At 58.8% G+C, this 24988-nt stretch carries 16 protein-coding genes, 1 tRNA gene and 4 pseudogenes; 12 read left to right on the top strand and 9 right to left on the bottom strand.

Annotation, left to right across the window (positions count from 1 at the left end):
- Positions 1 to 130 precede the first annotated feature (130 nt).
- Entirely contained in the window at positions 131 to 457 is a 327-nt protein-coding gene (locus JS530_RS01935; RefSeq protein ID WP_214375520.1) for a hypothetical protein, read from the bottom strand.
- Between the two features lie 180 nt (positions 458 to 637).
- Here JS530_RS01935 and JS530_RS01930 point away from each other — a divergent pair, with 180 nt between their 5' ends.
- The gene (locus tag JS530_RS01930) at positions 638 to 970 is read left to right on the top strand and encodes a putative heavy metal-binding protein (RefSeq protein ID WP_033891422.1); all 333 of its coding nucleotides are present in this window, start codon (positions 638 to 640) and stop codon (positions 968 to 970) included.
- 96 nt (positions 971 to 1066) lie between these two features.
- Here the strand turns inward: JS530_RS01930 and JS530_RS01925 are convergent.
- From JS530_RS01925 to tgt, 5 genes and pseudogenes are all read right to left on the bottom strand, one after another.
- Positions 1067 to 1537: pseudogene (locus tag JS530_RS01925) on the bottom strand (very short patch repair endonuclease); the annotation flags it as partial.
- Between the two features lie 218 nt (positions 1538 to 1755).
- Positions 1756 to 2040: pseudogene (locus tag JS530_RS01920) on the bottom strand (DivIVA domain-containing protein); the annotation flags it as partial.
- A gap of 21 nt (positions 2041 to 2061) precedes the next feature.
- Positions 2062 to 2178 (bottom strand): annotated as a pseudogene (locus tag JS530_RS01915) (DivIVA domain-containing protein); the annotation flags it as partial.
- Positions 2179 to 2336: 158 nt separating this feature from the next.
- Positions 2337 to 2422 (bottom strand) — tRNA-Leu (locus JS530_RS01910).
- Positions 2423 to 2630: 208 nt separating this feature from the next.
- On the bottom strand, positions 2631 to 3941 hold the full coding sequence (tgt, locus tag JS530_RS01905) for a tRNA guanosine(34) transglycosylase Tgt (protein WP_214375518.1): 1311 nt from the start codon (positions 3939 to 3941) through the stop codon (positions 2631 to 2633).
- A gap of 438 nt (positions 3942 to 4379) precedes the next feature.
- Here tgt and JS530_RS01900 point away from each other — a divergent pair, with 438 nt between their 5' ends.
- Both JS530_RS01900 and JS530_RS01895 read left to right on the top strand, forming a co-directional pair.
- Entirely contained in the window at positions 4380 to 6446 is a 2067-nt protein-coding gene (locus JS530_RS01900) for a S1C family serine protease (protein ID WP_214375517.1), read from the top strand.
- Positions 6447 to 6915: 469 nt separating this feature from the next.
- Positions 6916 to 9240, top strand: a complete 2325-nt coding sequence (locus tag JS530_RS01895) for a heavy metal translocating P-type ATPase (protein ID WP_214375516.1) — start codon at positions 6916 to 6918, stop codon at positions 9238 to 9240.
- Positions 9241 to 9527: 287 nt separating this feature from the next.
- Here JS530_RS01895 and JS530_RS01890 read toward each other — a convergent pair whose 3' ends face one another.
- The 3 genes and pseudogenes from JS530_RS01890 to JS530_RS10900 all read right to left on the bottom strand — a co-directional run bounded on the left by JS530_RS01890 (position 9528) and on the right by JS530_RS10900 (position 10594).
- Positions 9528 to 10328, bottom strand: a complete 801-nt coding sequence (locus tag JS530_RS01890; protein WP_214375632.1) for an ATP-binding protein — start codon at positions 10326 to 10328, stop codon at positions 9528 to 9530.
- Positions 10329 to 10352: 24 nt separating this feature from the next.
- Positions 10353 to 10442, bottom strand: a pseudogene (locus JS530_RS10965) (AAA family ATPase); the annotation flags it as partial.
- Positions 10439 to 10594, bottom strand: coding sequence for a hypothetical protein (locus tag JS530_RS10900; RefSeq protein ID WP_281067676.1), 156 nt, complete (start codon positions 10592 to 10594; stop codon positions 10439 to 10441). The pseudogene JS530_RS10965 and the gene JS530_RS10900, both read right to left, overlap by 4 nt.
- 567 nt (positions 10595 to 11161) lie before the next feature.
- Here JS530_RS10900 and JS530_RS01880 point away from each other — a divergent pair.
- From JS530_RS01880 to htpX, 9 genes are all read left to right on the top strand, one after another.
- Positions 11162 to 11776 (top strand): TetR/AcrR family transcriptional regulator, encoded by a 615-nt coding sequence (locus tag JS530_RS01880; protein ID WP_214375515.1) that lies wholly within the window; start codon positions 11162 to 11164, stop codon positions 11774 to 11776.
- Positions 11777 to 12207: 431 nt separating this feature from the next.
- Positions 12208 to 13530: an extracellular solute-binding protein gene (locus tag JS530_RS01875; RefSeq protein WP_214375514.1), complete on the top strand. Its 1323-nt coding sequence runs from the start codon at positions 12208 to 12210 to the stop codon at positions 13528 to 13530.
- A gap of 135 nt (positions 13531 to 13665) precedes the next feature.
- Positions 13666 to 14709 carry a carbohydrate ABC transporter permease gene (locus JS530_RS01870; RefSeq protein ID WP_214375513.1) on the top strand — a complete coding sequence of 348 codons (1044 nt, stop codon included), beginning with the start codon at positions 13666 to 13668 and terminating at the stop codon, positions 14707 to 14709.
- A gap of 5 nt (positions 14710 to 14714) precedes the next feature.
- Positions 14715 to 15545 carry a carbohydrate ABC transporter permease gene (locus JS530_RS01865; protein WP_214375512.1) on the top strand — a complete coding sequence of 277 codons (831 nt, stop codon included), beginning with the start codon at positions 14715 to 14717 and terminating at the stop codon, positions 15543 to 15545.
- Between the two features lie 97 nt (positions 15546 to 15642).
- Positions 15643 to 17718, top strand: a complete 2076-nt coding sequence (locus tag JS530_RS01860; RefSeq protein WP_214375511.1) for a right-handed parallel beta-helix repeat-containing protein — start codon at positions 15643 to 15645, stop codon at positions 17716 to 17718.
- A 180-nt stretch (positions 17719 to 17898) separates the two neighbouring features.
- Positions 17899 to 19980, top strand: coding sequence for an RICIN domain-containing protein (locus JS530_RS01855; RefSeq protein ID WP_214375510.1), 2082 nt, complete (start codon positions 17899 to 17901; stop codon positions 19978 to 19980).
- Between the two features lie 569 nt (positions 19981 to 20549).
- A complete protein-coding gene (locus JS530_RS01850) occupies positions 20550 to 22013 on the top strand; it encodes an FAD-dependent oxidoreductase (RefSeq protein ID WP_214375509.1) in 1464 nt (487 codons plus the stop codon).
- Between the two features lie 694 nt (positions 22014 to 22707).
- Complete coding sequence (locus tag JS530_RS01845; RefSeq protein WP_214375508.1) at positions 22708 to 23796, top strand: serine hydrolase; 1089 nt, start codon at positions 22708 to 22710, stop codon at positions 23794 to 23796.
- Between the two features lie 72 nt (positions 23797 to 23868).
- Entirely contained in the window at positions 23869 to 24810 is a 942-nt protein-coding gene (gene htpX / locus JS530_RS01840; RefSeq protein WP_214375507.1) for a zinc metalloprotease HtpX, read from the top strand.
- The last annotated feature ends 178 nt before the right edge of the window (positions 24811 to 24988 follow it).

Here is a 24988-nt window from a genome sequence, read left to right as displayed (position 1 = left end):
CCGGAGATGTATGCGAGCTGTAAGTGCCTATTTGTTCCCAGTAGGACAAGAAGCGCGTTAGGCCTATCGGGGTATTTGCTTCCGTCGCCACTCACGCGATGCGTTAAAGCATATTGTTCGGATGGTCCTGTCACCAATAGATTTTGATGGTGATTGTCGCGTCGGCGAATGCGTCATCTTTCGGCGGCGGAGGCAGCAGTGCCGAAAGTTCTGGATTGAGTTGTTCAAGTAAGCGCTTGTAATCACCGGAGTACCCGGTGTAGGTGTTGTGGTCGTAGTAGTCGCGGGTCTCATCATAAGTGCTTTCGATTTCAGTGAATCCTATGCTGGTGAGCATGGTTTCAAACTCATCTTCGGAGAAGCGGCAGAATATGCTTGTTCGCAGTACCGTGGCTTTCTCCCAGACTGCGTTCTTTTCATTACGAGATTCGAGCTCGATAAGAAGTCGGTGAGTCATGTAGCATTCCTTACAGATTCGTATCAGTACAGTTACTGACACTTTATCGGGATGCCTTGGCCCCGGATATTGTCCACTAGGATTGCAGTAAGCCGCGTTCTTTGCCGTGTTCGGTAAGGCATCGCAACACAATCGCAAAATCGCACAGTCGCAAGGGCGTAAAGCCAAAGGAGGCTCACCATGATTCTTGTCACCACCACGCCGTCGGTCGACGGCTATGTCATCACCAATTACCAGGGCATCGTGTTCGGCGAAGTGGTCGCCGGCGTGAACATGTTCAAGGATATCGGCGCGAGCTTCCGCAACGTGTTCGGCGGTCGCAGTCAGGGCTATGAGGAGGAGCTGACGAAGGCGCGCAACGAAGCCATCGCCGAAATGCAGCAGCGTGCCGAGGCGATAGGCGCGCACGCGGTAGTCGGCGTTGACATCGACTACGAAGTGCTTGGTGCGGATGGCTCCATGCTCATGGTCACCGCCTCCGGTACCGCCGTGCAGCTCGCGCGCCAAGGATGAAATCCGCTCAGAATCATGCGCAATCAAATACAGCCAAGAACCGTGGGACTTTTACTAGTATGGCAAGTAAAAGTCCCACTGCATTGCTGAGTTGTACTACTGTACTAGTAACAGTTTGGGATTGCTTTCGGTGCTATTGCCGCCAACAATCTGCTCATACAACTTACCCAGCCGCTCCTCGCGCACGGGCTTTGCGAGCTCGCACTCCCACACCACGATGACGCGCCACCCAGCGGCTTCAAGCTCGGCATGCTGGGCGGCGTCGCGCGCCCGATTACGCAGCAGCTTCGCCGTCCAGAACTCCACATTCGACTTCGGCATCGAATGCTTCGTGCAGCCTTCATGCATATGCCAGAAGCAACCGTTTACGAATACGATTGTGCGGTACTTCGGCAGCACCACGTCCGGGTGGCCGGGGTAGCGCTTGTCGTTCTTGCGAAATCGCAGGCCGCGACGGAACAGATAACTGCGCACCAGCACTTCAATCGACGTATCCTTGCCGCGGATGTGCGACATTGTGTACGATCGCGTACCGCGCGCGTATTTCTCAGGTTTGGTGGATTTGCGGGGCTTTCGCGATTTCCTAGGCTTTGCGGATTGCCTCGGTAGTGCAGCTGCCGCGGTTGCCGTCGATGCGACCGATGCGTCGTCAGAGTACTGCTTATGCTCGCTGTTGCTGCCTGCAGTACCCATCGCATCTCCTCTTCCCGCGCTTCGTTGGCTTTCCCACCATACTGATCAGTCTCGCCTACAGCAGCAGCGTCGGTCGTCGGTGTTGCTGCCGATTACCACGGAACCTGTGCGTTGCCACCGGAGAACGGATCCTCGCCAGAGATGCTGGAGCTGCCAGTGACGCTGTGCGAGCCACTGTCGAAGCGGTTGGCGTTATTCTTTGATGAAACAACCGAGGGCGCGGCGGCCGTAGCTACAGACACATTGTTCGTATCGCTCTTGTTGTCGGACGGAGCAACGGTCACGCCATTGGCCAGCTCGGCGAGGAATTCATCAACCTCGCCGGTATCATATCCCTCCTTGAACCGTACGGTCTGGAAGGTCTGCGCGGCGATTTCCGCGGGAGTCATAGGATTTCCGGCTTTTGCGCGGGCGACCACCTGGTCGAGAAAATCGTCGACCTCATCGACGTCGTACCCTTCTTTGAATCGTACGGTCTGAAACGTCTTAGTCTCGATGTCCTTTACGCTGACCATAGAGCCATCCCCCACTGTTCCTTGCGTGCACGTTGCGTGTGTTGCACTGCTTACAGTCTACTCGTCAGATGCAGTGCAAAGTCGCCATCGGATCGCGGAACAACGGTGCGGCGAAAAGCAAAAGGGCCGGAACCTTTCGGTTCCAGCCCTTTATTTGCTGGTGCGAGTGGGGGGAGTTGAACCCCCACGAGCATACACTCACTGCCACCTGAAGACAGCGCGTCTACCATTCCGCCACACTCGCAGACAATCGGCTAATTTACACCCGCAGGCGCGATTGCACAATCCTCGGCGTGTCGTGCTCTGCTTGGGGCAGACTTGGCTTGCCCGTTCATTTGCTCGTGGAGGAGTTGAACCCCCACGAGCAGTTACTGCTGCGAGCGATATCCGATTCAGGTTGTTGCGCGCGAAAGCAGCGCTAGGCGTGTATGCCTACCGTCGCAGTCCCGGCTTCACAGGCCCGGCTTGCGCTCGCCGTTGCCGTAGAAGTGGGCCAGAGTCTCGTCGCGGAACTCCTCGAAATAGCCGCCGTCGATGGATGCGCGGATATCGTCGAGCAGTTTCACGAAGAAGTGCTCGTTGTGAATCGTGGCCAGCGTGAATCCGTTGAACTCGCGTGCACGCAGCAGATGATCCACACAAGCGCGCGAATAATGCTGGCAGGTGTAGCAGGTGCAGCCTTCCTCCAGCGGACCGAAGTCGAACTTGTGCTGCGCGCGCTTGATGTTGTAGCGGCCGTTGCGCGTGAAAATCGCGCCGTTGCGGGCGCAACGGGCGGGGGCCACGCAGTCGAACGTGTCGCCGCCGTTCTCCACGCAGGCGAAAATATCGTCCACGGAAGCGATGCCCAGCACGTGGCGTGGGCGGCTCTCCGGCATCGCGTCGCAGATCCAGGCGCACGTGTCGCCGATGATGCGCTTCTCGATCGCGCCGCCGATGCCCACGCCATCGAAGTCAAGCGAGGCGATCTGCTCGGCCGCGTGGCGGCGCAGATCCTCATAATTCGCGCCCTGCACCACGCCATACAGCGCCTGATACGGCTTGCCCAGGCGCTCGGCGGTCAGTCGCTTGTGCTCGGCCACGCAGCGCTTGGCCCAGCGGAACGTACGCTCCACTGAATCCTCCTGGTAGGAGCGGGTGTTCATCAACGTGGTGAGCTCGTCGAACGCGAACATGATGTCCGCACCTAACTTGTGCTGAATGCCCATCGAAATCTCGGCGGAGAAGCGATGCGAATCACCGTTGAGCGGGGACTTGAACGTCACGCCATCCTCGTCCACCCAGGCCATGCGTTCCTTGCCTTTGGCGATGATATCGTCCGACTTCATGCCGGTCACATCCATGGCCAGCGTCTTCTTGAAGCCGACGCCCAACGACATCACCTGGAAGCCACCCGAATCAGTGAAGGTCGGGCCGTCCCAGTTCATGAAGCGTGCCAGACCGCCCGCCGCATCCAGCACGTCCTCGCCGGGGCGCTCAAACAGATGGAATGCATTGGCGAGCAGACATTGCGCGCCGAGATCCTTCATCTGCTCGGGCAGTACGGCCTTCATGGCCGCCTGCGTACCCACTGGCACGAACGCCGGAGTCTTGATATCGCCGTGAGGCGTGTGAATGATGCCGGTACGGCCATAGCGTGCGCCGTCACGGCCGAGACCGTTCGCCGTGGACGAAAGTCGCGTAATGGTTTCAAAGCTGAAAGCGCTGCGGTCGCCGGGCTGGCCGGGCTGAGCGCCGCGTGGATGTTCAAGAAGGCTCGTCATGGTTTCACTTTAGGCAACAGGGCGGGAAAACATGAGGAACAGGAAGAAAAACGTCGTAACTCGCTTACGAGGGGTTGATTTGAGCTTTCCGGGACACCTATCTGCTTTACAAGGGGTTCCTAGGCAAGTATCAGAGCTTCTAAAACGGCGGAATGACGGTGTGGTAAGCCTTTTTGTACAGCGTGTTTCGCTTTGAAGCAACCCCTTGTAAAGCAGATAGACCTCCGGAACTAGCTAAATCAACCCCTTGTAACCGAGATAGCCGCTGATGCTCACGTGACTCTGCGCATATTACGCATAGACTTTCAATCAACGTTCAGAAAACCTCCAGATTGAATGCCTTTACTACAGAGGTAGAGCACGAGAGGCGCAGGCCAGCCGATGCGAACGGCGAGGTCGGCGCCAAGAGACGTAATAGACATCATCGAAGGAGCAGCAATGGCTGACGAATTCAACCCGCAGGGCGTCGACCAGACCCCGCAGGATCCGCAATACAACGCATCGCAGCACAGCGAGCCGCAGAACAATCAAACCCCCAACACTGAAGCGCAGTCCGCTCCGGAAGCGCAGCCGCAGCCGGCACAGGCCGAGTCGACCGTAAGCCCTGCCACACCGTCTGAGCCAACTGCCGCGCCGGACGCAACCCAGCCGTTGCCAACTCCGGACGTTACCGCGACCGCTCCTCAGACCGCAGTCACCAAACCCATCCCGGACTACGCTGCAGCCAAGGGCGAAAGCACCGTAGTATCTTCCGCGCCGACTGCCCCCGCCTCCACCGCAGATGCAGGCACCCCGGCATCTGACCCGGCGGCCACGACCTCGCTGTACCGTCCGGCTCCGGAATACGGCGCGTACGGTCCGGTTCCGACCGCTAACCAAGCCGGCCAGCCCACCCAGCCGCTGCCATTCGGCCAGTCCGCCCCACAGCAGCCTCAAGCCGGCCAGCCAGGCAACCGCAACCCGTACTTCACCAATAATCCGCAGCCGAACGCGCCGTCCAACGGCAACCCGTTCGCGCCGCAGAGCACCCCGCAGAACACCCAAGACACCAATGGCTCTCAGGGGCTCTTCGGCTTCGGCGCTCGCAGCAATGCCAACAACGCAGGTGCACCAGGCGCCGGCACTCCGAACGGTACGACCCCGGGCGCTCCGGGACAGCCGGGCGGTTTCGCGCCGCAGAGCACCCCGCAGTCGGCCGCCAAGGCTCCGAGCAAGGTTGCCGCCAGCATCATCTCCGCAGTGATTGCCGCCGTTGTGGCTGCTGCCCTGTGCCTCGGCCTCGGTTACGCCGCCATCACCTACGGCTGGATTACCGTGCCGACTTCCAGCTCGCTGGCCAATGTGAGCTCGAACAAGTCCGGCTCAGGTTCCGCCACCGCCAAGAGCGGCGAGGCGCCTGACTGGCAGACCGTTGCGAGCGATGTTTCCGGCTCCGTCGTGGCCATCCAGACCCAGCTAAGCAACGGTACTGCCAAGGGCTCCGGCGCCATCATCAGCACTGAGGGCTACATCGTGACCAATAACCACGTGATTTCCGGCGCCAAGCAGATTCAGGTGACGCTCGCGAACGGCACTATGTACACCGCCCAGCTCGTCGGCACCGACACCACCACCGATCTGGCCGTCATCAAGCTCGACAATCCGCCGAGCGATTTGAAGGCCGTGGAATTCGCTGATTCCGACAAGCTCGCCGTCGGCGAGAACGTGATGGCCATCGGCAACCCGCTCGGCTACGACGACACCGCCACCACCGGTATTGTCTCCGCGCTGAACCGCCCGGTGACCGTGACCGACGACGACAACAACGAAATCGTGACCAACGCTGTGCAGATCGATGCCGCCATCAACCCCGGCAACTCCGGCGGCCCGACCTTCAACGCGGCCGGTCAGGTGATCGGCATCAACTCCTCGATTGCATCCACTGCAACCTCGTCTGATTCCGCCGGTTCGATCGGCATCGGTTTCGCCATCCCGTCCAACCTGGTGAAGCGCGTGGCCAATGAGATCATCAAGGATGGCTCGGCCAAGCACGTGGCCCTCGGCGTGACCATCAAGTCCGACACCGTTGAGGCGGACGGTGTGACCCGCGGCGGCGCCACCATCACCAAGCCGACCGCCGGCGGATCCGCCGTGGTCTCCGGCGGCCCGGCCGACAAGGCAGGCCTCAAGGAAGGCGACACCATCGTGGCCTTCAACGGCAACGCGGTGAACAACAACTACTCGCTGCTTGGCTTTGTGCGCGCCGCCGCTTTGGGCGACAAGGCGACGCTGACCATCGTGCGCGACGGCAAGACCATGCAGGTTGACGTGACGCTCGACAAGGAAGAATCGGCGGTGAACGGTTCGTCCAGCTCCAACTCGAACAACAACGGCAACAGCCAGAACAACAACGGCAACGGCGACAGCCAGGGCAACGGTTCCAACAACAATGGAAACGGCAATGGCAACAGCGACGGTGGCACCGGTGACGACGGTGGCTTCACCGATCCGTTCGGCCTCTGGTAAAGACCTTTCCTCGGCTTCCCTGCCAGGCGAGTTGTCGCCGAAGGTGACTGAGGGGTAGTCATGGGCTCCGCCGGAAATCACAGAACACACGTCACATGACGTTGGACGGACGCCGTTGAACGCCATGTCGGACACCCAAAGGACCGTGGAGGACAATCCCCACGGTCCTTTTGCATGTCACATGCGCAAAAGTCCTGAGCATACGGCACAATGACATTGCAATAACTGAATAATTCTTTACGCCGTGTATCGGAAGGTCGCGCAGGCGCAGCACGCGGAACCTAAGGCCATCAAAGCCGCATCCGCTGAAAGCTGCCCGGCAGAGACGCCGGTGGGTTAACAAGGCGTGACCATGTGCCGATTGAAGGCTGGCCACGCGACTGCATACCCGCATCCGCCCGCGCCCGCCTCCTCGCTGCGACAACTGACCGCAGCAATCGGCCCCGTATACGAGCGTAAGGAGCATGAGATGCACAATCTCGTCCGATTCTTCACACGACTATCCGCCGCAGCCATCCGCGTCTGCACACTCGTACCGATGCTGCCGGTAGTCATTATTGCCGCAGTTCCCTTGGCAACACTGGGCGATTGGCGGCCGTGGGGGAGTGTGGTAACCTTCCCAATCCTTGGTAATCCGGGCGTCGGCCAATGGGTGGTCATCGCTCTGGTGCTGATTATCGTGGCCGATACCGTCCGCGGCATGATTGATGACATCCGCCATGGCCAAGTGGGTGTTGACTTGCTCGCAGTAATGGCGATGCTCTCCACCGTGGCCGTCCACGAATACTGGGCCAGCTGGGCGGTCACGCTGATGATCACGTCCGGCGAGGCCATCGAAGAGTACGCGCAAAACAAGGCTGAGCACAGTCTGACTGCGCTGGTTCAGGCCGCGCCGCAAACCGCGCACGTCGTCACCCTGCCCGGCGTAGGCCGCGGCAATGCCCGAAGTAATACAGCTGATGATGGTTTCCGCCATACTTCCGCCGCACAATCCGCGGCAGCGCAGCATTTCACTACGGTCCCGGTTGCCCAAGTGCATCCGGGCGATGTGCTCATGGTGTTGCCCGGTGAGATTGTGCCGGTGGATGGCGAGCTGCTTTCCGGCGAGGCGACATTGGATTTGAGTGCAATCAATGGTGAGCCGGTGCCGCGCACGGTGTTCGCTGGTGCCCGCGTGATGTCGGGCGCGGTCAACGGTTCCGCGGCGCTTACTATGCGCGCGACTCAACCGGCCGCAGAATCGCAGTATCAGCGTATTCTGCAGCTGGTCGAATCTGCCCAGGAATCGCGCCCGGCAGTAGTCAAAACCGCTGATCGATTGGCGGTGCCGTTCACTGTGCTTTCGCTGATGATTGCCGGCGTTGCTTGGGCAGTGTCCGGCATTCCGACGCGATTCGCACAAGTGCTGGTGCTTGCCACGCCCTGTCCGCTGCTGATTGCGGCGCCTGTAGCCTATATCGCCGGCACTGGCCGACTGGCTGCGGCCGGCGTGCTGATCAAAACCCAGGATGTGCTGGAAAACTTGGGCCGTGTTACACGGATCTTCTTCGACAAAACCGGTACGCTTACGGTCAAGCAGCCGCAGGTGGTGCGCGTGGAGATGCTGCCGGGTGTCGAGACGCAGCTCAATGAGGATCATGTGCTGATGATGGCCGGTGTGGTGGAAGGCTACTCGGTGCACATTCTCTCCAAAGGCATCGCGAAGGCTGGGGCGGATGCGATGGCTCGGTTGCGCGCCCGATTTGCTGCCGGCCAGCGCGACTGTCCGGAACCGGAGGCGAGTATGCCCGGGCATGGCCGCGATTATCCGGTGGTGAAGCACATCAAGGAGGAGGCCGGCAAGGGTGTGTCCGGCGAAGTGAACGGACATGCGGTTCGCGTCGGGCGACTGTCGTTTGCGGCCGCCGGCGATGACGGCTTCCTGATGGCGGGGACGGGTGAGACGGGCTCCCGCCGGGCGAAGGCGGATGTTGAGCCCATCGGTCCGACGCGGGGTCAGCTCTCACGGGGTCAGCTCTCCCTAGAAAGAGAAGCCAAAACCACCAGTGAGGCTCGAAATGCCTCGGATTTGCGCACGCGATTCGGGATGCTGCAGCCGGATGAGATGGCATCTTACGTGTCGGTGGACGGTCAGCTGATTGCCCGCATCGTGTTGAGCGATGTGCCGCGCGCCAACGCCAAGGCCGCGCTCGCCGCCTTGCATGATCTCGGTGTCTCCAAACTCACGATGCTCACTGGAGACAAGCGTGCTTCTGCCGAGATTATTGCCCGTGAAGTCGGCATCGATGAGGTTTACGCTGAACTCTTCCCGGAGGATAAGGTGGCCGCGGTAAAGGCTGCGACTGAGGGCGAATCCGACGGTCATATACATGGCGGGCGGCTGGGCGGCCACGTTTCGTCCAAGTCGCGCACAGGAGCTCCTCTGCTTCGTGAATCCTCCACTGTGAAGCCTGTCATCATGATGGTGGGCGACGGCGTGAACGACGCCCCGGTACTGGCCGCCGCCGACCTTGGCGTCGCCATTACGGACGGCACTTCCACCGCCGCCTCGGAAAGCGCGCAAATCGTCATCATGAACGACGACGTTGCCGCCGTGCCTCGTGCCATCGCCATCGCCCGCCGCACCAAGCGCATCATGCTGCAGGCTGTGATCGCCGGTCTCGCGCTCGCCGTTATCGGCATGATTGCCGCCGCCTTCAATCTGATTCCGGTGGTGGCCGGGGCTTTCCTGCAGGAGGTCATCGACGTGGTGAGCATCCTCTGGGCCCTTACCGCTGTGCTCGATTGGGATTAAGCGGGGCGTTTCTTCGGGTGGATCGTGGATTTGCGCCGTTGCGGCTGAGTCAGCGGGGTGTTTCGTCGGTCGACCTGAAATTGTGCTTTGCTTACAGCTCGTCAGCGGGGTGTTTTCGTGACTGTACCGAGACTTTGCCCCACTGATGGCTTGTGAGCGGCGCGCGGCCATGATTGGCCCGAGGTTCTGCCTCGCTGAGGTGTGCCCAGCGGGGCGTCTCCTCGACTCGTGCGAGGTTGTGCTCTGTTGGCGGCCGAAGTGGTGGGGCAGACGGTGGATTGGTAGGGTCACCGCTTACCGTTTAGCCAATCAACGGCAGCAGCAACGTGAATGCCTTGCGAAATGTAACTTTGCTCGACGCGGCCCACTACATACTGCTGTGCTTTCGGAATGCCAAGTGCATTGCCGATTAAAGTCAGGTGCCGGGCAAACCGATCGTGATAGGTCTGCCCGGATTTGATTTCAATCATCAAGCGGTTGCTCGGGTCGGTGAAATCAAGCAGATACACTTCAACCTTGCTGGCGTCACGGTAGAAGAACAATTGCGGATCCCGACCGGCATTGAGATGCCACTTCATGGTCTCCGCGATAATAAGGTTCTCGAAAATGTCTCCGAATTTCGGATGAGCAATCAATGCTTCAACGGTGCGGATGCCGAGCAAATGGCATAGCAGGCCGGTGTCGTAGAAATACAATTTCGGCGTTTTGACCACTTGTTTGCGCGCGTTCGTGTGGAATGGCATGAGGTGGAACGCCAGATAACTGGATTCCAGAATTGAGATCCACGCTTTTACCGTGCGAGGGCTTACGCCCAGCTCGTTGGCAATGTTTGTGTAATTCACCAAAGCGCCGGAACTCAATGCGCATAATGTCAGGAAGCGGCGGAAATCAGCCAAATTACGCACATCGAGATACTCAGAAACGTCGCGCTCTATATAGGTATCGATGTAGTTTGAGAAAAACAGATTGAGTGGCATGCCTGTATCGTAAATGCGTGGATATCCACCCTGCAGCATGAATGAATCTGCGGTGAGCGCATGATTCGCTGCGCATGCTTCCTGATATGAGAATGGCAGCAGTTTGACCAGCCCGACTCGGCCTGCCAATGATTGTCGGATTCGCTTCAGCAGTAGGAAGTTCTGCGAGCCTGAAAGCACATATTGGCCTTGTTCGCCGCGTTCGTCGGACGCGACCTGGATCATGGAAAACAGAGTTGGGGCGTATTGAGCCTCATCCACGATGAGTTTGGATGGGCGCTGACGAATGAATCCCACGGGTCATCGATTGCAGCCTTGCGAGTTTCAGGATTCTCCAGATTCACGTAGTCATAATCGGGGAATATGGCTTTAGCCATCGTCGATTTTCCGCTTTGGCGAGGGCCGGTGATGGAGACGACAGGGAACCATTGAGCCAGCTGTTGCGCCTGTCTTCCTAGCAATCGTGGAATCATCGCCGCTCCTCTTCCTATAATCTGACATTGGCGATTACCATAATCTTACATTAGGAATCCCCATAATCCTACATTAGAGAAAACCATAATCTGACATTAGTGAGGACCATAATCGTGCAGTGGGGTGGGTCGCCACGCCGTCTGCGGCAGAGTCCGCGAATCTAGGCCCGTAATCGTGCAGTGGGGTAGTACGGGAGGCATTGGACTAGCTTGGTGGCGCAGCGATGGCTGGTGGTATAGCACTGGTATGGCTGTGATGGATGGGTCATCGCGAAACTCGCACAAGAGACCGGGATGCCGCAAAGGTATGACACGATGGCTGGTGGTAGAGCACTGGTATGGCTGTGATGGATGGTTTGCTAGGTGGCTTGGATGGGCGGCTCGGCGAACGGTTCGGCAGGTGTGTCCTGAACTGAACTTGACTATAGTTCAGTACAAGATAATGGGAGTTCGCCAATGAAGGAGCATGCCATGCCTCGCAAACAAACCGGTAATAAGTATCAACGTATCCCCACGCAAGAGCGGTTGCTGCAAATCATCGATGCGGCAACTCTGTTGATTGGCGAGTATGGCTTCCATGGCTTTACGCTGCGCGATGTGGCCAACGAGTGCAAAATCACCGAGGGTGGCGTGCTGTATCACTTCAAATCGAAGGATGAACTGCTGATTGCAGTGCTCAAACACCGTGATGAAGCCGATCGCATGATGCTGTGCGAAAGCCTTGGCCTCGAAAAGCTCGAAGGCGACCCGTTCCCGGTGGGGCTCAAGGACCTCACAATGGCCACATGCCGCATGAACATGGAGCGCCCGGAGATCGTCCGGCTGTATATGGTGCTGCAGGGCGAGTCGCTGAGCGAGGACCATCCGGCGTGGAAGTATTTCCAGGAACGCGAGCAGTGGGTGCTCAACGAATACCGGCAAGCCGCTAAACGAGACAAGGTTGATAACCCTACTGCGGTTGCTATTGAGGCTTTGGCTGCCATGGATGGTTTGCAGTTCCGTTGGCTGAGGAGCGGCAGAACCCTTGATTTGGCGGGGCTCTGGAAGCGATACATCGATCGAGTGATTCCGGATGAAACGAACTGAGTAGGAACTGAGTAATGACTCAGTTGAATGTAGGCAACCGAACATGTGCACATGGTAATTCGCTGGCGAATTCCTGTAGATGTTTCTTGTGTGCTCCAAGTGCTGGGATGTTATCTCATAGCGTCCCAACACATCGGATAGCCGGCAAAACGTTGAAATATCAAGGGATATCGCGCATGAGAACACAATGGTTGCCATAACATTAGGAACGTCGCCGTGCACAGTTACGCAAGACACGCCGAACATCGTTTGAACTGAGTGCTGACTCAGTATATAGTTAAGCCATCGGTTGAACGAGCAGCCGTAACAGCACCAACACGTACAACCCCACAATCAACTACAACCAACCCAAATAACCCTCATAACCATCAATAATCACCAACATCGTTGTTGATGCGCACACAAATGCACCTACGTTCAAGGAGGAACAGATGAAAGGTACATTGAAAGCCAAGGCAATTCGCCTCACCGCAGCCATCGCGGCAAGCGCCACACTGCTTACGGTCTCAGCATGTGGCGCACAGCCGGGCGGCGGCTCGGCCAAAGCCACCGGTGCGAACGCCACGGTCTGGAGTCTGACCGACAGCACCTGGGCATCGGTCCAGCAGACCTTCGAAGACTGGAATAAAGCCAATCCAGACGCCCAAATCAAGAATGAATCCTTCGCCAACGACTCCTACAAGGAGAAGATTCGTACCGCCATCGGATCCGGTAACGCACCAACGCTGGTGCTCAGCTGGGGCGGCTCTCCGGTCACCGATTACTGGTCCAACAAGAACATCATCGATTTGACGAGTGACCTTGACTCCACAGTCAAGGAGAAGGTGCTCGACTCGGTGGCCGCCGAAGGCTACCGCGACGATAAGCTCGTCGCCGTGCCGGTGGGCCAAGTGCAGCCGGCAATCCTGTGGACTAACAAGGCCGTGCTCAAGGAAGCCGGCATCTCCGACGCTCCCCAGACCTGGGATGAGCTGCTCGATGACGTCGCCAAGCTCAAGGACGCCGGCAAGACCCCGATCGCATTGGCCGGCGGCAGCAAGTGGCCGTACCTGATGTGGGCCGCGTACCTCATTGACCGCATTGGCGGCCCGGATGTGATGCAGAACATCCTCGACGGCAAGAAAGACGCATGGTCCGATCCGGCAGTGATTGAAGCCATGACCAAGATTCAGGATCTGGTGGATGCTGGCGCGTTCGGCGACAGCTACCAGTCCATGTCCGCCGACGATAAGAAAGACACCGCCCTGCTCGCCAACGGCCAGGCCGGCTTCGACCTCATGGGCTCCTGGGTGTATGCCGACTTCGGCACCATCAACGCCGACTTCGCCAAGAACGACCTCGGTTACGCCGCATTCCCGGCCGTCGAAGGTGGCAAGGGCGACCCGACCATGCTGACCGGCAACCTCGCCAACTACTGGTCCGTCGCCGCCTCCGCTGGCAAGGAATCCCAGCAGACCGCCATCAAGTACCTCAAGGAAAACACCTACTCCGACGGCATCGTGGACGGTCTGCTCAAGAGCGGTGGCGTGCCCCCGGTCAAGGGCATCGAAGACAAGGTCAAGTCTGCCGACGACGGCACCGGCTTCCTCACCTACGTCTACGACTCCGTCAAGGACGCCTCCAACTACCAGCTCTCCCTCGACGTGGCACTGCCCGCCGATCAGGGTCAGGCACTGCTCAACAACCTCGAGCAGGTCTTCCTGAAGCAGATCACTCCGCAGCAGTTCGCGGACGCGATGAACAAGACCCTGTAATCCACTGCCATCGGCACAAATCCACTGCTATCGGCACGGCCGGCGGTCGGAAGTAGGTTCATCTCCTTCCCTTCTTCCGTTCGCCGGCCAGTGCCAGCCTCCTTCCTGAGACTGAACCATGCAAGAGAGGAAATCATGTCTTCCGTTTCCAAAACAGCCCGCGTAGCAACGCCGCACGCAGCGCCACAAACATCAGTATCACCAACATCAGTATCACCAACATCAGTATCACCAACATCAGTATCACCAACATCAGCAGCACCAACGGCACAATCGCACGCGGCAGCCAAATCCAAGAAAACCGGCAAACTGCACAAGGGACCATCCCTGTGGTACACCGCCCCGGCCCTCATCTTCTTCGGTGTCTTCGCGCTCATCCCACTGGTCGGCGTTCTGGTCCTGTCCTTCACGACCTGGGATGGCCTCGGCGCCATCACCTTCAACGGCATCGGCAACTGGGTGCGCATGTTCCAGGATCCGCTGGTGATGAACGCCTTCAAACTCACCATCATCCTGACCATCGTCAGCTGGGCTGTGCAGACCCCGATCTGCATCCTGCTCGGCACCTTCATGGCCGGCACGCAAAAGTACCGCGCATTCCTCGCCGTCTTCTACTTCCTGCCGCTGCTGTTCAGCTCCACCGCTGTGGCCATCACTTGGAAGAACCTCTTGGATCCGAACTTCGGTGTCGGCAAGGCGTTCGGCATCGGTTGGTTGGCACACAACTGGCTCGGTGATCCGAAGACTGCACTGTGGACGGTGATTTTCGTAGTCTCCTGGTGCTTCATTCCGCTGCACTCGCTGCTTTACCAAGGTGCGGTACGCCAGATTCCGCAGACCATGTACGAGGCAGCCACCATCGATGGCGCGGGCCCCATCCGTCAGTTCTTCTCCATCACACTGCCGCAGCTCAAGTACACGTTCGCCACCGACTCCACTCTGATGATCGTCGGTTCGCTGACCTACTTCGATCTGGTGTACGTGATGATCGGCGGCGGCCCAGGCAATGCCACCCGCATCCTCCCGCTCGACATGTACTTGAAGGGCTTCAAGAGCTACGACATGGGCGGTGCGAGCGTGGTCGGTGTGATTATCCTCGCGCTCGGCATCGCAGTATCGCTGATTTTGAACAAGGTATCCGGTTCGGACAAGATGGAAAGCCAGATGGAAGGCGCCTGATCATCATGATTCGTATTAAGAACAAGCAATACAACGTCGTCGGCGGATTCCTCGGCTGGTTCTGGTTCGCCCTCATCGTCATCCCGATCTACTACATCGTGGTCACGTCGCTGCGCGACCAAAGTGAGATCTACTCCCAGAATCCGCTCTCCCTGCCCAAGCACTTCACGTTCGCCGCATACGGGCGCGTGTTTGCCAATGATTTCCTGCTGTACATCGGCAATACGTTGTTTGTCACCATCGTGACCGTGGCGCTGATTCTGCTGGTCACCGTGATGGCCGCCTACGCCATCACCCGTCGCGCGGACGCTGGTGCCCGTGCGATCTACAAGGTGATTATCACCGGTCTCGCCATCCCGATGCAGGCCACCATCATCCCTGTGTATTACCTGATCATCCAGATGGGTCTATACGACACCCTCTGGGCCATCATCCTTCCCTCGGTTGGTTTCGCCATTCCCATCACCGTCATGATTCTGTGCAACTTCCTGCGTGATATTCCGCAGTCATTGTTCGAGGCGATGGAAGTGGACGGTGCCACTGAATGGAAAATCATGTGGCGGCTCGCCATCCCCATGATCAAGCCGGCCATTATTACCGTCTCGATTTACGACGCGCTGCAGGTCTGGAATGGGTTCCTCTTCCCCCTGATTCTGACCCAAAGCTCCTCGAATCGTGTGATCACACTGAGCCTGTGGGCGTTCCAAGGCCAGTTCACCGTTGATATCCCCGGCATTCTTGCCGCTGTGGTGGTTTCGGTGATTCCGATCTTGACCGCCTACATCATCGGACGCAAGCAGATGGTCGCCGGCCTGACCGCCGGATTCAGCAAGTAACCACAATCCTCAAGACGCACTGGCCCAACCTGATTCATGGGAGGGTCTGGGCCAGTGCGCTCTTTTTAGCTTTCTCTGACTGGAAAGGAGTGTTGACATGACTCAGCACACACTTCACGTTTCCGCGGCGGCCCTTGGTGCCGCAGTCCAAAATGGCGATGAGACCACGCCGTTCGCTACGATTTCAGCGGCTGCGGCCGTGGCGATGCCCGGCGACACCGTACTCGTGCACGAGGGCATCTACCGCGAACAGGTAAGCCCGGCGCTAGGCGGTCTCAACGAATTCACGCGTATTACCTATGCAGCAGCTTCTGGCGAATATGCGGTGATTAAAGGCTCCGAAATCGTTACGGGCTGGGAGCCGGTGGGCGGCGCAGATAGATCCAAAGGCGCCGAAGGCGTATGGCATGTGAGCGTGCCGAACGCCCTGTTCGGTGATTTCAATCCGTTTGCCACGCCCCTTCGCGGCGACTGGCTCGAGCGCCCGAGCGAATGGACGATGAGCTTGGGCGAGGTGTACTTGGATGGCCGTTCGATGTATGAGGCACCCAGCGTGGAAGCGGTGGCTGCCGCCGAGCCGCGCACCTTCGGCTACGGGCCGGATTGGGTGTCCGTCACCGAGCCGATTGAAGATCCTTCCAAAACCATCTGGCAGTGGCATGCCGAGGTGCGAGGCGGTAAGGAAGGCACCACGGAAATCTGGGCCAACTTCCACGACCTCAATCCGAACGAGCACCTGACCGAAATCAACGTGCGCGAAACCTGCTTCTACCCGAAGCTTCCAGGCCGCAACTACATCACCGTACGTGGCTTCGAACTCGCGCAAGCCGCCTGCGGTTGGGCCCCGCCCACCGGCAACCAGAAGGGCCTGATCGGCACCCACTGGTCAAAAGGCTGGATCATCGAAGATAACGACATCCATGATGCCCGCTGCTCCGGCGTGAGCCTCGGTAAAGACGAAACCACCGGCGACAATGAAGCCTCGCGCTTCGGCCGCAAGCCTGGCTATCAGATTCAGCAGGAAGTCGTATTCCGCGCCATCCGCCACGGTTGGTCGCGCGAAACCATCGGCGGGCACATCGTGCGCCGCAATCATATTCACGACTGCGGGCAGAACGGCATCGTGGGTCACATGGGATGCGCATTCAGCATCATTGAAGACAACCACATCCACAACATCGCCACCAAGCGCGAGTTCTTCGGCCATGAGATAGCCGGCATCAAATTCCACGCTGCGATCGACACGGTGATCCGTCACAATCACATCCACGACTGCACGCTCGGCACATGGCTGGACTGGGAATTGCAGGGCACTCGCGTGACCCGCAACATCTACCACAACAATTGGCGCGACTTCATGATCGAGGTCACCTCCGGACCCTGCCTGTTCGACAACAACATCTTCGGCTCGTTCTACAGCATGGACAACGTAGCTCAGGGCAGCGCCTTTGTGCACAACCTGTTCTGCGGCACCACCCAGCCGCGCACCGTGCTCAACCGCTCCACGCCATACCATCTGCCGCATTCCACGGCCGTGGCTGGATACGCGTGTGTCTACGGCGGCGACGATCGCTTCTATCAGAACATCTTCGTAGGCGGCCCTGAGTTCAGTGCAGTCACCCATCGCGGCACCGCCTATGCGGACGGTGCACCGACCAGCGAAGCCGAATACATGGCGCGCGTGCATGCCAACGATCCGGGCGACGTGGAGATGTTCGAACAGGTGCCGCAGCCGATGTATATCAACGGCAATGCTTACCTGCGTGGCGGCGAGGGGCAGGTCGCGCCCGCATTCGCCGCCGAGCAGACCAAGTACGTAGCCACAGCCTCGGCTGATGCAGGTGCGCGCGTTGCTGCCGAGCCAGTCGGCGCGGAAGGCGTGGCCGCAGCCAGTGCGCTCGCAGCCAAAGCCCAGGCGCGCATAGTCACCGAAGCAGACGGCACAGTATGGCTGGACGTGGATGTTGACCCGGCAATGCTGGGCCTGGATACGTGCGTGGTCGACACTGAATTGCTCGGCACCCCGCGCATCGTCACCGAACCATTCGTGAACTCGGACGGTACCGCGCTCGCCGTCGATGAGGATGTGAATGGCGAGGCTCGCGGTGAGCATCCGGTTCCCGGTCCGCTCGAGAGCCTGAAGCCGGGCTCCAACCGTGTGCGCGTAGCCTAGCGCGCCAATCCGGTGTAGTTGTGGAGCGTTTGCGCGCTGCATCCCAGCAGTTGCGCTGCATTCTGGCAGTCGCAGCAGTTGCATCAGTCGTGCAAACGCTCCCGGCAAATCATTGCTAATTCACTGCAATCCATTTGCCAAACCATCATCAATCACATAAAGAATCAAAGGAGATTCCATATGCAGCATGACCGTCGGCGGAACATCGGCCGAGGTGCAGCCGTTCTAGCCGTTGCCTCGACCCTGCTCAGCGGGGCATTGATAGCACCTGCTGCTCACGCTTATACCAGCGTGCCGAACACCGTGTACCAGGCCACCGATGCGCAATGGGCCACAGCTAACAAAGCCAATGCTGTGCTGTATCCCAAGGTGGCGCAGCTGGAGAGTGGCAGACTGCTCATGACGTTTGAACGCAGTCTTGGAGAACCGGTGGGGCAAACCTTGCCGATCTACAAAAGCGATGATTATGGCACGAGTTGGCAGCCGCTGACCGAGGTGAAATCGCCCGCCGAGCTCACCGCCGGCACCAGTCGGGAAGCCGATTTCACCAAGTACACCAGTAATTGGACCAATCCATATTTGTACACATTGCCGCAAGATGTGGGCAACCTGAAAAAGGGCACGATGCTGCTCGCGTCCATCGTTTCCGGTGATGACATCTACCGCAACGACATGTTGGCGCAAAACGCTGATTGGAAGCCGAACAGCGACGGTGACCGCAAAGACATGGCGCTTGCCCTGTATGCCAGCACGGACGGCAAAGGTGAGCAATGGGAGTTTCTCAATATTGTTGCCGGCGGTGGTTGGGAAGGCGCTTACGGCAATCATTTCTCCTCGGAGAACACCAATAAACAGAACGATCCCGTGTGGGAGCCGTTCCTCATGGTGTATGACAACAAGCTCGTGTGCTACTACTCCGACGAAAACGAATACGATGCCGCTGATTACAACAGCCAAACCGGCGAAGTGACCATTGCCGCGGATAATGACACGGCTGCTGACCCCATTGGCCAGGTGTTGGTGCATCGAACGTGGGACGGCACCGCAGCCGGCACATGGAGCGGTCTGGTTATCGATGAAAAGGGATACACCTTCTCGGGCGGTGAGCTCGGCAAAGGTCGCCCTGGCATGACCACGGTCGCACCCACCACTGATGGCAAATGGATGATGACCTTTGAATGGTGGGGCGGTGGCACCAACATCCAAGTGAAGATTGCCGATAATCCGCTCGAATTCTATAAAGTGAACGGTCAGCCGATTACCAATTTGCCGAACTCGGGTGGGCGTCTGGCTACAGGCGGCAGCCCAGTGCTGGTGAATCTGCCCGATGGGCGAATCCTGTACAACGCGCCCGGCGGCGGCAACGACGTGTGGGTCAACGAGACCGGTGCTTCGGACGGCGTATGGAAGCGGTATAAGACCACTGTTGGCGCTGGATACAGTCGCAATCTCACTTACGTGCCGCAGACCGGGCGCGTAGTCATTGCGCAAGGCAACTTTGGCTCCAAGACCATCAAAGCCGGCGAGGTTGATTTAGGCCATTCGGCTGGCGCGTATTATCAGCTGATCAATAAGAAGACGGGACTGGCTATCGGAACCGGCGGCAATACGCAGGACCCGCCATATGGCAACGGTGATAAGGCGGATATCGTAACGGAAACCGCTGATACCAATGCCGAAACGCAGTACTGGCATGCGTTGAAGAGTGACGATGTTGAAGCCGATGTTGGCGCTGCTGTAGGTGCCGATGATTCGGTGACGTTCCTCAATAAATCCGGCGGACGCTCACTGGCCGTCTGGGGTGGCGATGGATCCGCAGTACTCACCCAATGGGTTGACGACGGTGGCGTCGATAAGTCGTGGACGCTGGAGGAGGCTGGCGACGGCTACGTTCGTCTGCTCAATGGCAAGACCGGCACTTATGCCACGCCGTCTAGTGATGCCGCGGGCGCGCAGGTCGGTTTTGCTGATAAGACTGATGATGATGCGCAGCTGTGGAAGCTGGTTGCTGAAGCTGAGCCGGATCCTGAGCCTGAACCGGGGCCGACTACGCCCACCGATCCGAATACGCCTACCGATCCGGACGCAGGCAAAGGCGAGGGAGCCGGTGGCGGCCAGAATAATCAGGCGACTGCAGATAACAAGTTTGGCGCTTTGTCCCTGACCGGCTCAGACATCGCCGGTCTTGCGGCGGCTGGGGTCACTTTGCTGTTGATTGGCGGCATTGTGATTGCATTGCGTCGCCGTTCGAGGCTCGGATAATTCGCAGTCGTGAGTGAGACCTTGTCAGCGTGGCATTTCCTCGACTCATTCGCAGTTTCATCTTGCTGAGGACCGATGAGTGGAACGTATTCGTGATTGACTCGAGGATTTGCCCCGCTGGGAGCCTCTGAACAGGTTATTAACACTAGTAGCCCGAGGTTTTGCTTCGCTGGCAGCTGATGAGTGGGTCAGAACGGTGATTGGCTCGAGGTTTTGCTCCGCTGGGCGCGCCACAACAGGGCGTTTCTTTTGTTGGCTCGAGATGTTGCTCCGCTGGGGGAGCTGCCAGTAGGATATTTTCTCGGCCGGCTCGTGGTTTTTCTTCGTTGGGCGTGCCACAATGGGGCGTTTCTTCTGTTGGGCCGAGGTTCTGCCTCGCTGAAATAAAAATGAGCAACCCATATGCACCCCCGTATGTAGCACCATGTGCCCTATGCAACTCTATGTGCCTATGGGCCCATGCGACCCCATGTAACCCCATACGCCTCAGCTTCGCCACATGCAACATCACAGAATTCCCACTGCTTTACCCCTGTTGCCACGGCAGGCTTTGCGATAACCTGTAACGCGTGACTGAATCTGTGAATACTTCCGCAACCAACGAATTGCGTATTGCTGTGATCGGCGCTGGCCCGGCTGGCGTCTACTCGTCCGACATCTTCCTGCGCCAGCTCAAGAAGCTGGGCGAGGAGCTCGGCCTCGGCACCAAGGCTCGCATCGACCTGTTCGAGAAGCTGCCGGTGCCGTTCGGCCTGGTGCGCTACGGTGTGGCCCCGGACCACCCGTCCATCAAGTTCATCGCATCCGCGCTCGAGAAGACGCTCGACAACCCGGACATCCACCTCTACTGCGATGTGGAATTCGGCAAGGACGTGACTCTTGAGGACCTGCTCGCCCGCTACGACGCCGTGCTGTTCGCCACCGGCGCTGTGAAGGACAAGCCGCTGAACCTGCCCGGTGCCGACCTTGATGGTGTGTACGGTGCCGCCAAGTTCGTGGAATGGTACGACGGCTACCCCACGGGTGCCCGCGAATGGCCACTGACTGCCGAGAACGTCGCCGTGATCGGTGGCGGCAACGTGGCTATGGACGTGGCCCGTGAGCTGATGCGCAACGCTGACGATTTGAAGGCTAAGACCGATATTCCGGACAACGTGTACGAAGGCATCGGTCAGAACAAGGCCAAGGTGCTGCACCTGTTCATCCGCCGCGGCGTGGCTCAGGCCAAGTTCAGCGTGCAGGAGCTGCGCGAGATGGAGAAGCTGCCCGGTGTGCAGCTGATTATCAACGAAGACGACTTCGATCTGGACGACGAGACCATCGAGGTGGCCGGCAAGGACAAGCTCACTCGCCAGATGGTCGAGGAGTTGTTCGCCGTGCGTGAGATGGCCGAAGACATGGAAGACGATGGCGACGTGGACTTCGAAGGCAACCCGGCCGACCGCAAGTACTACATCCACTTCAACTCCGCTCCCACCGAAATCCTGGGCGAAGACGGCAAGGTGAAGGTCATTCGCGTGGAGCGCACCGAAACCGGTGCCGACGGCAAGATGCACCGCACCGGCGAATTCACCGACTACCCGGTTGAGGCCGTGTATCACGCCATCGGCTACAAGCCGGCCGAGGCCCCGGGCATCGCCTACGACGAGCACGGCGCTCATCTGGCCAACGCCAACGGCGACGGCCGCATCACCACCGAGGCCGAGGGCGGCGAAGTGCGCGATCGCCTGTACGCCACCGGTTGGGCCAAGCGCGGCCCGGTGGGTCTGATCGGCTCTACCAAGTCCGACGCCCTGGCCATCGTGACCAACATGCTCGAGGATCTGGCTAAGGCTGCCGAAGGTGGCCGCGTGGCCGCCGATCGCGATCCCGAATCCATCGACCGCCTGCTCGCCGAGCGTGGCGTGAAGCCGATTGACTTCGCCGGTTGGAAGAAGGTCGACGCCTTCGAGCGCGCCGAGGGCGCGAAGGAAGGCCGCGAGCACAAGAAGGTCATCGAGCCCGATCAGATGCGCGAACTCGCTCTGGCCTGAGCGGCTGATTACTCAGTGGCTGATTGACTAATCAGCTCAGGTGCGGTCGATCTGCCGGTTTGGTCTGCCGGTCGATCTGTCGGTTGGCCTGCCGGTCGGGTAGCCAGAACCGGCTCATGAACCTACAAAGGCGGCTGTGCATTCGTTGCCAGCCGCCTTCACTGTAGGTTTTTCTACCCTGACTGACGGATTGATAACACCGACTGACGGATTTCCAACACAGACTGACGGTTTTATAACGAAATCCGTTAGGAATCCGTCAGTCATTGTTAGGAAACCGTCAGCCACCGTTGGAAATCCGTCAGTTAACTCATGAGGAAATGTCGAGACGCGGTTTCCCTCGATTTTCCCAGGCATTCCCAGCACTTTCCCGGCTTCAAGCAAGACTTATCCCACCATCGGCTCGTACGGTGGCACACCGAAGTAATCCAGTCGACCGCCAAAGCTTCGGGGAAGTGCCATGCCGAAACGAACCAATCATCCGGATACCGCGCGTGAAGCCCGCCGCATCAGCAGCAGGAGTCAGCCTCGGGCGCGGTTCGCGCGGCAAACGTATCAAGATCGCGGTCGATTCGACAGCACAGGGGCAGCGCGTACAGGCACAGACCCAGCAAACGCGCGTAAACGTCGATTCGGCAGCGCGGGTGCAGCGCCCCGCCGTGAACTTCGCCAATCAACCTACCGCGGTAGTCATATGCGCGCATCGTCCGCCCAGGCCGCCGCTCGCGCGCAACTGGCCCGTCGCCGCCTAATCATGGCGCTCGGCGCAGCGCTGGCCATTGCCGTGGCGGCAACCACTGCACTGCATACCTTCTGGCCTACTGCGAACGGCGCTGCATCTACAGCTGCATCGCAACAATCACAATCAACCAAAACCAGCGCCGCCAAAGAGCAGACCGCATCCCAAAGCAAATCGCAAACGACTGCAGAACGTGCACTCCAATCCATCGGCAAGCTCGACGATTCGGCGCAGATCTCCACTGTGGGATTCGATTTGGATACCTCAAGTCAGATGCAACTGGAACAGGCGCTGAGTACGCTGGAATCGGCAGGATACACGACATCCGTGGTGTTGGTGGATATGCAAACCGGCAATGCGCTGGGTTCGTATGCGGGTAGTGCGGTGTACTCGGCGTCCACGATTAAAGCGCCGTACATTCTGTCGCTTGCCGAAACCGGAACGATTGATTTGCAGGCTGTGGTCGCTGGCAGTACTGACGCGGATACGCAAACGCAGTCCAACATCGATCAGGCCATCACTATGTCTAGTAATGACGCGTACGCGGCACTGCGAAAAACGTATGGTGCTGATGCATTCGCCAAGTGGGCCAGCGCAGTCGGTATGAACGTGGACGTGAGCGATGAAACGTTGGGCTATTACCTCGACATCTCCGCCGCCGATATGGCTCGCGCGTGGGCTCAAGGGTACGGGTATTTGTTCGAGGATGATTCGTCCGATGATGCCAGCGCTGCGGATACTGATGATTCCGCCGACTCTGCCGATACTGATACCGATGCCCGCGCCTGGCTGGCCAACGAATTCGCCAACACGTATGGCTCGGTGATTCGCCCTGCGCTGAGCGAGAATGACACGGTTTACTCCAAGCCAGGTTGGATCAACGGCGAGGGCGGTTTGTATTCGCTGAGCGACGCCGGCGTGGTGCACACGGACTCCGGCGACTACGTACTCGCCGTAATGACCGACGCTGCCGGCGAATACGACCTGCTCTATAACCTCATCGCCACGCTCGATCAGATTCGCACTGACGTAATGGGCAGCTAAACAAACTGAACATGGCATTTCTCCCCGCGCATATCCAGCAATCATCCAGCTACCCTCTTTAGGGTGGGCCTTATGAATGGCAAGGTACAGGTGCATGGCCATTACAACGGCCTGAAAACAACGCTGCTGTTTGGCCTGATGTGGGCCGTCATCATGCTGATTTGGTGGGTCACGGGCGGCAGTCGCGGCACGCTCGGCATATATATTGTGATTGGCCTTGCCACTACGTTCTTTTCCTACTGGTTCTCCGACAAGCTCGCCATCGCGTCGATGGGCGCGCGTGAAGTCAGCGAGCAGGAGGCACCGGAAATCTACGGCATCGTGCGCGAGCTCAGTGCCAAGGCCGGCAAGCCGATGCCGCGTATTTATATCGCCCCCACGATGAGCCCGAACGCTTTCGCCACCGGCCGTAACGAACGTCATGCGGCCGTCTGCTGTACCCAAGGGATCCTGCAGATCCTGAATGCGCGCGAGCTGCGCGGTGTGCTGGGACACGAGCTGATGCACGTCTACAATCACGATATTTTGACTTCTGCGATTGCCTCCGCCATGGCTACGGTGATTACGTACTTGGGCTATTCGCTGATGTACTTCGGCGGTGGCTCGCGCGACAGTCGCGACAATAATTCCGGTGGTTTGGGGCTGATTGGTGTGCTGTTGAGCGCGATTCTGGCACCGCTTGCCGCTTCGCTGATTCAGATGGCAATCTCCCGCACCCGCGAATACGATGCCGATGAGGATGGCAGTCTGCTGACTGGTGATCCAGAGGCGCTGGCTTCCGCGCTGAACAAGATCTCCTATGGCGCGCAGACCACGCCGATGCGCAAGACCGCAGGCACGCAGTCGGTGAGCGCGATGATGATTGCGAACCCGTTCTCCGCGGTTGGTTTCTCGAAGCTGTTCTCCACGCATCCGCCGACCGATCAGCGCATCGCTCGACTGATGCAGATGGCGCAGGAGATGAACGGCGGCCAGCCGATCGCCGCGCCATATTCCGTGCACGCGCTGCGGTAGCGCGAACTTGGCTCCCCTTGGATGGACTGGCATTATCGCCTCCCTCTGATGGGACATTGCCGTAAAGCAAACAACAGAGCTGTTTGTAGGCAATGTGCGAGACGACCGTCGAGCAGGCAAAATGCGAACGAAGTTCGTCCGTCGTTGCGGGCCGAGGTAGCGTCGCGCAGCGATGACG

The sequence above is a fragment of the Bifidobacterium colobi genome (assembly GCF_018555455.1).
GTDB classification, from domain to species: domain Bacteria; phylum Actinomycetota; class Actinomycetes; order Actinomycetales; family Bifidobacteriaceae; genus Bifidobacterium; species Bifidobacterium colobi.
This window is presented reverse-complemented; position numbering and strand designations above follow the sequence as displayed.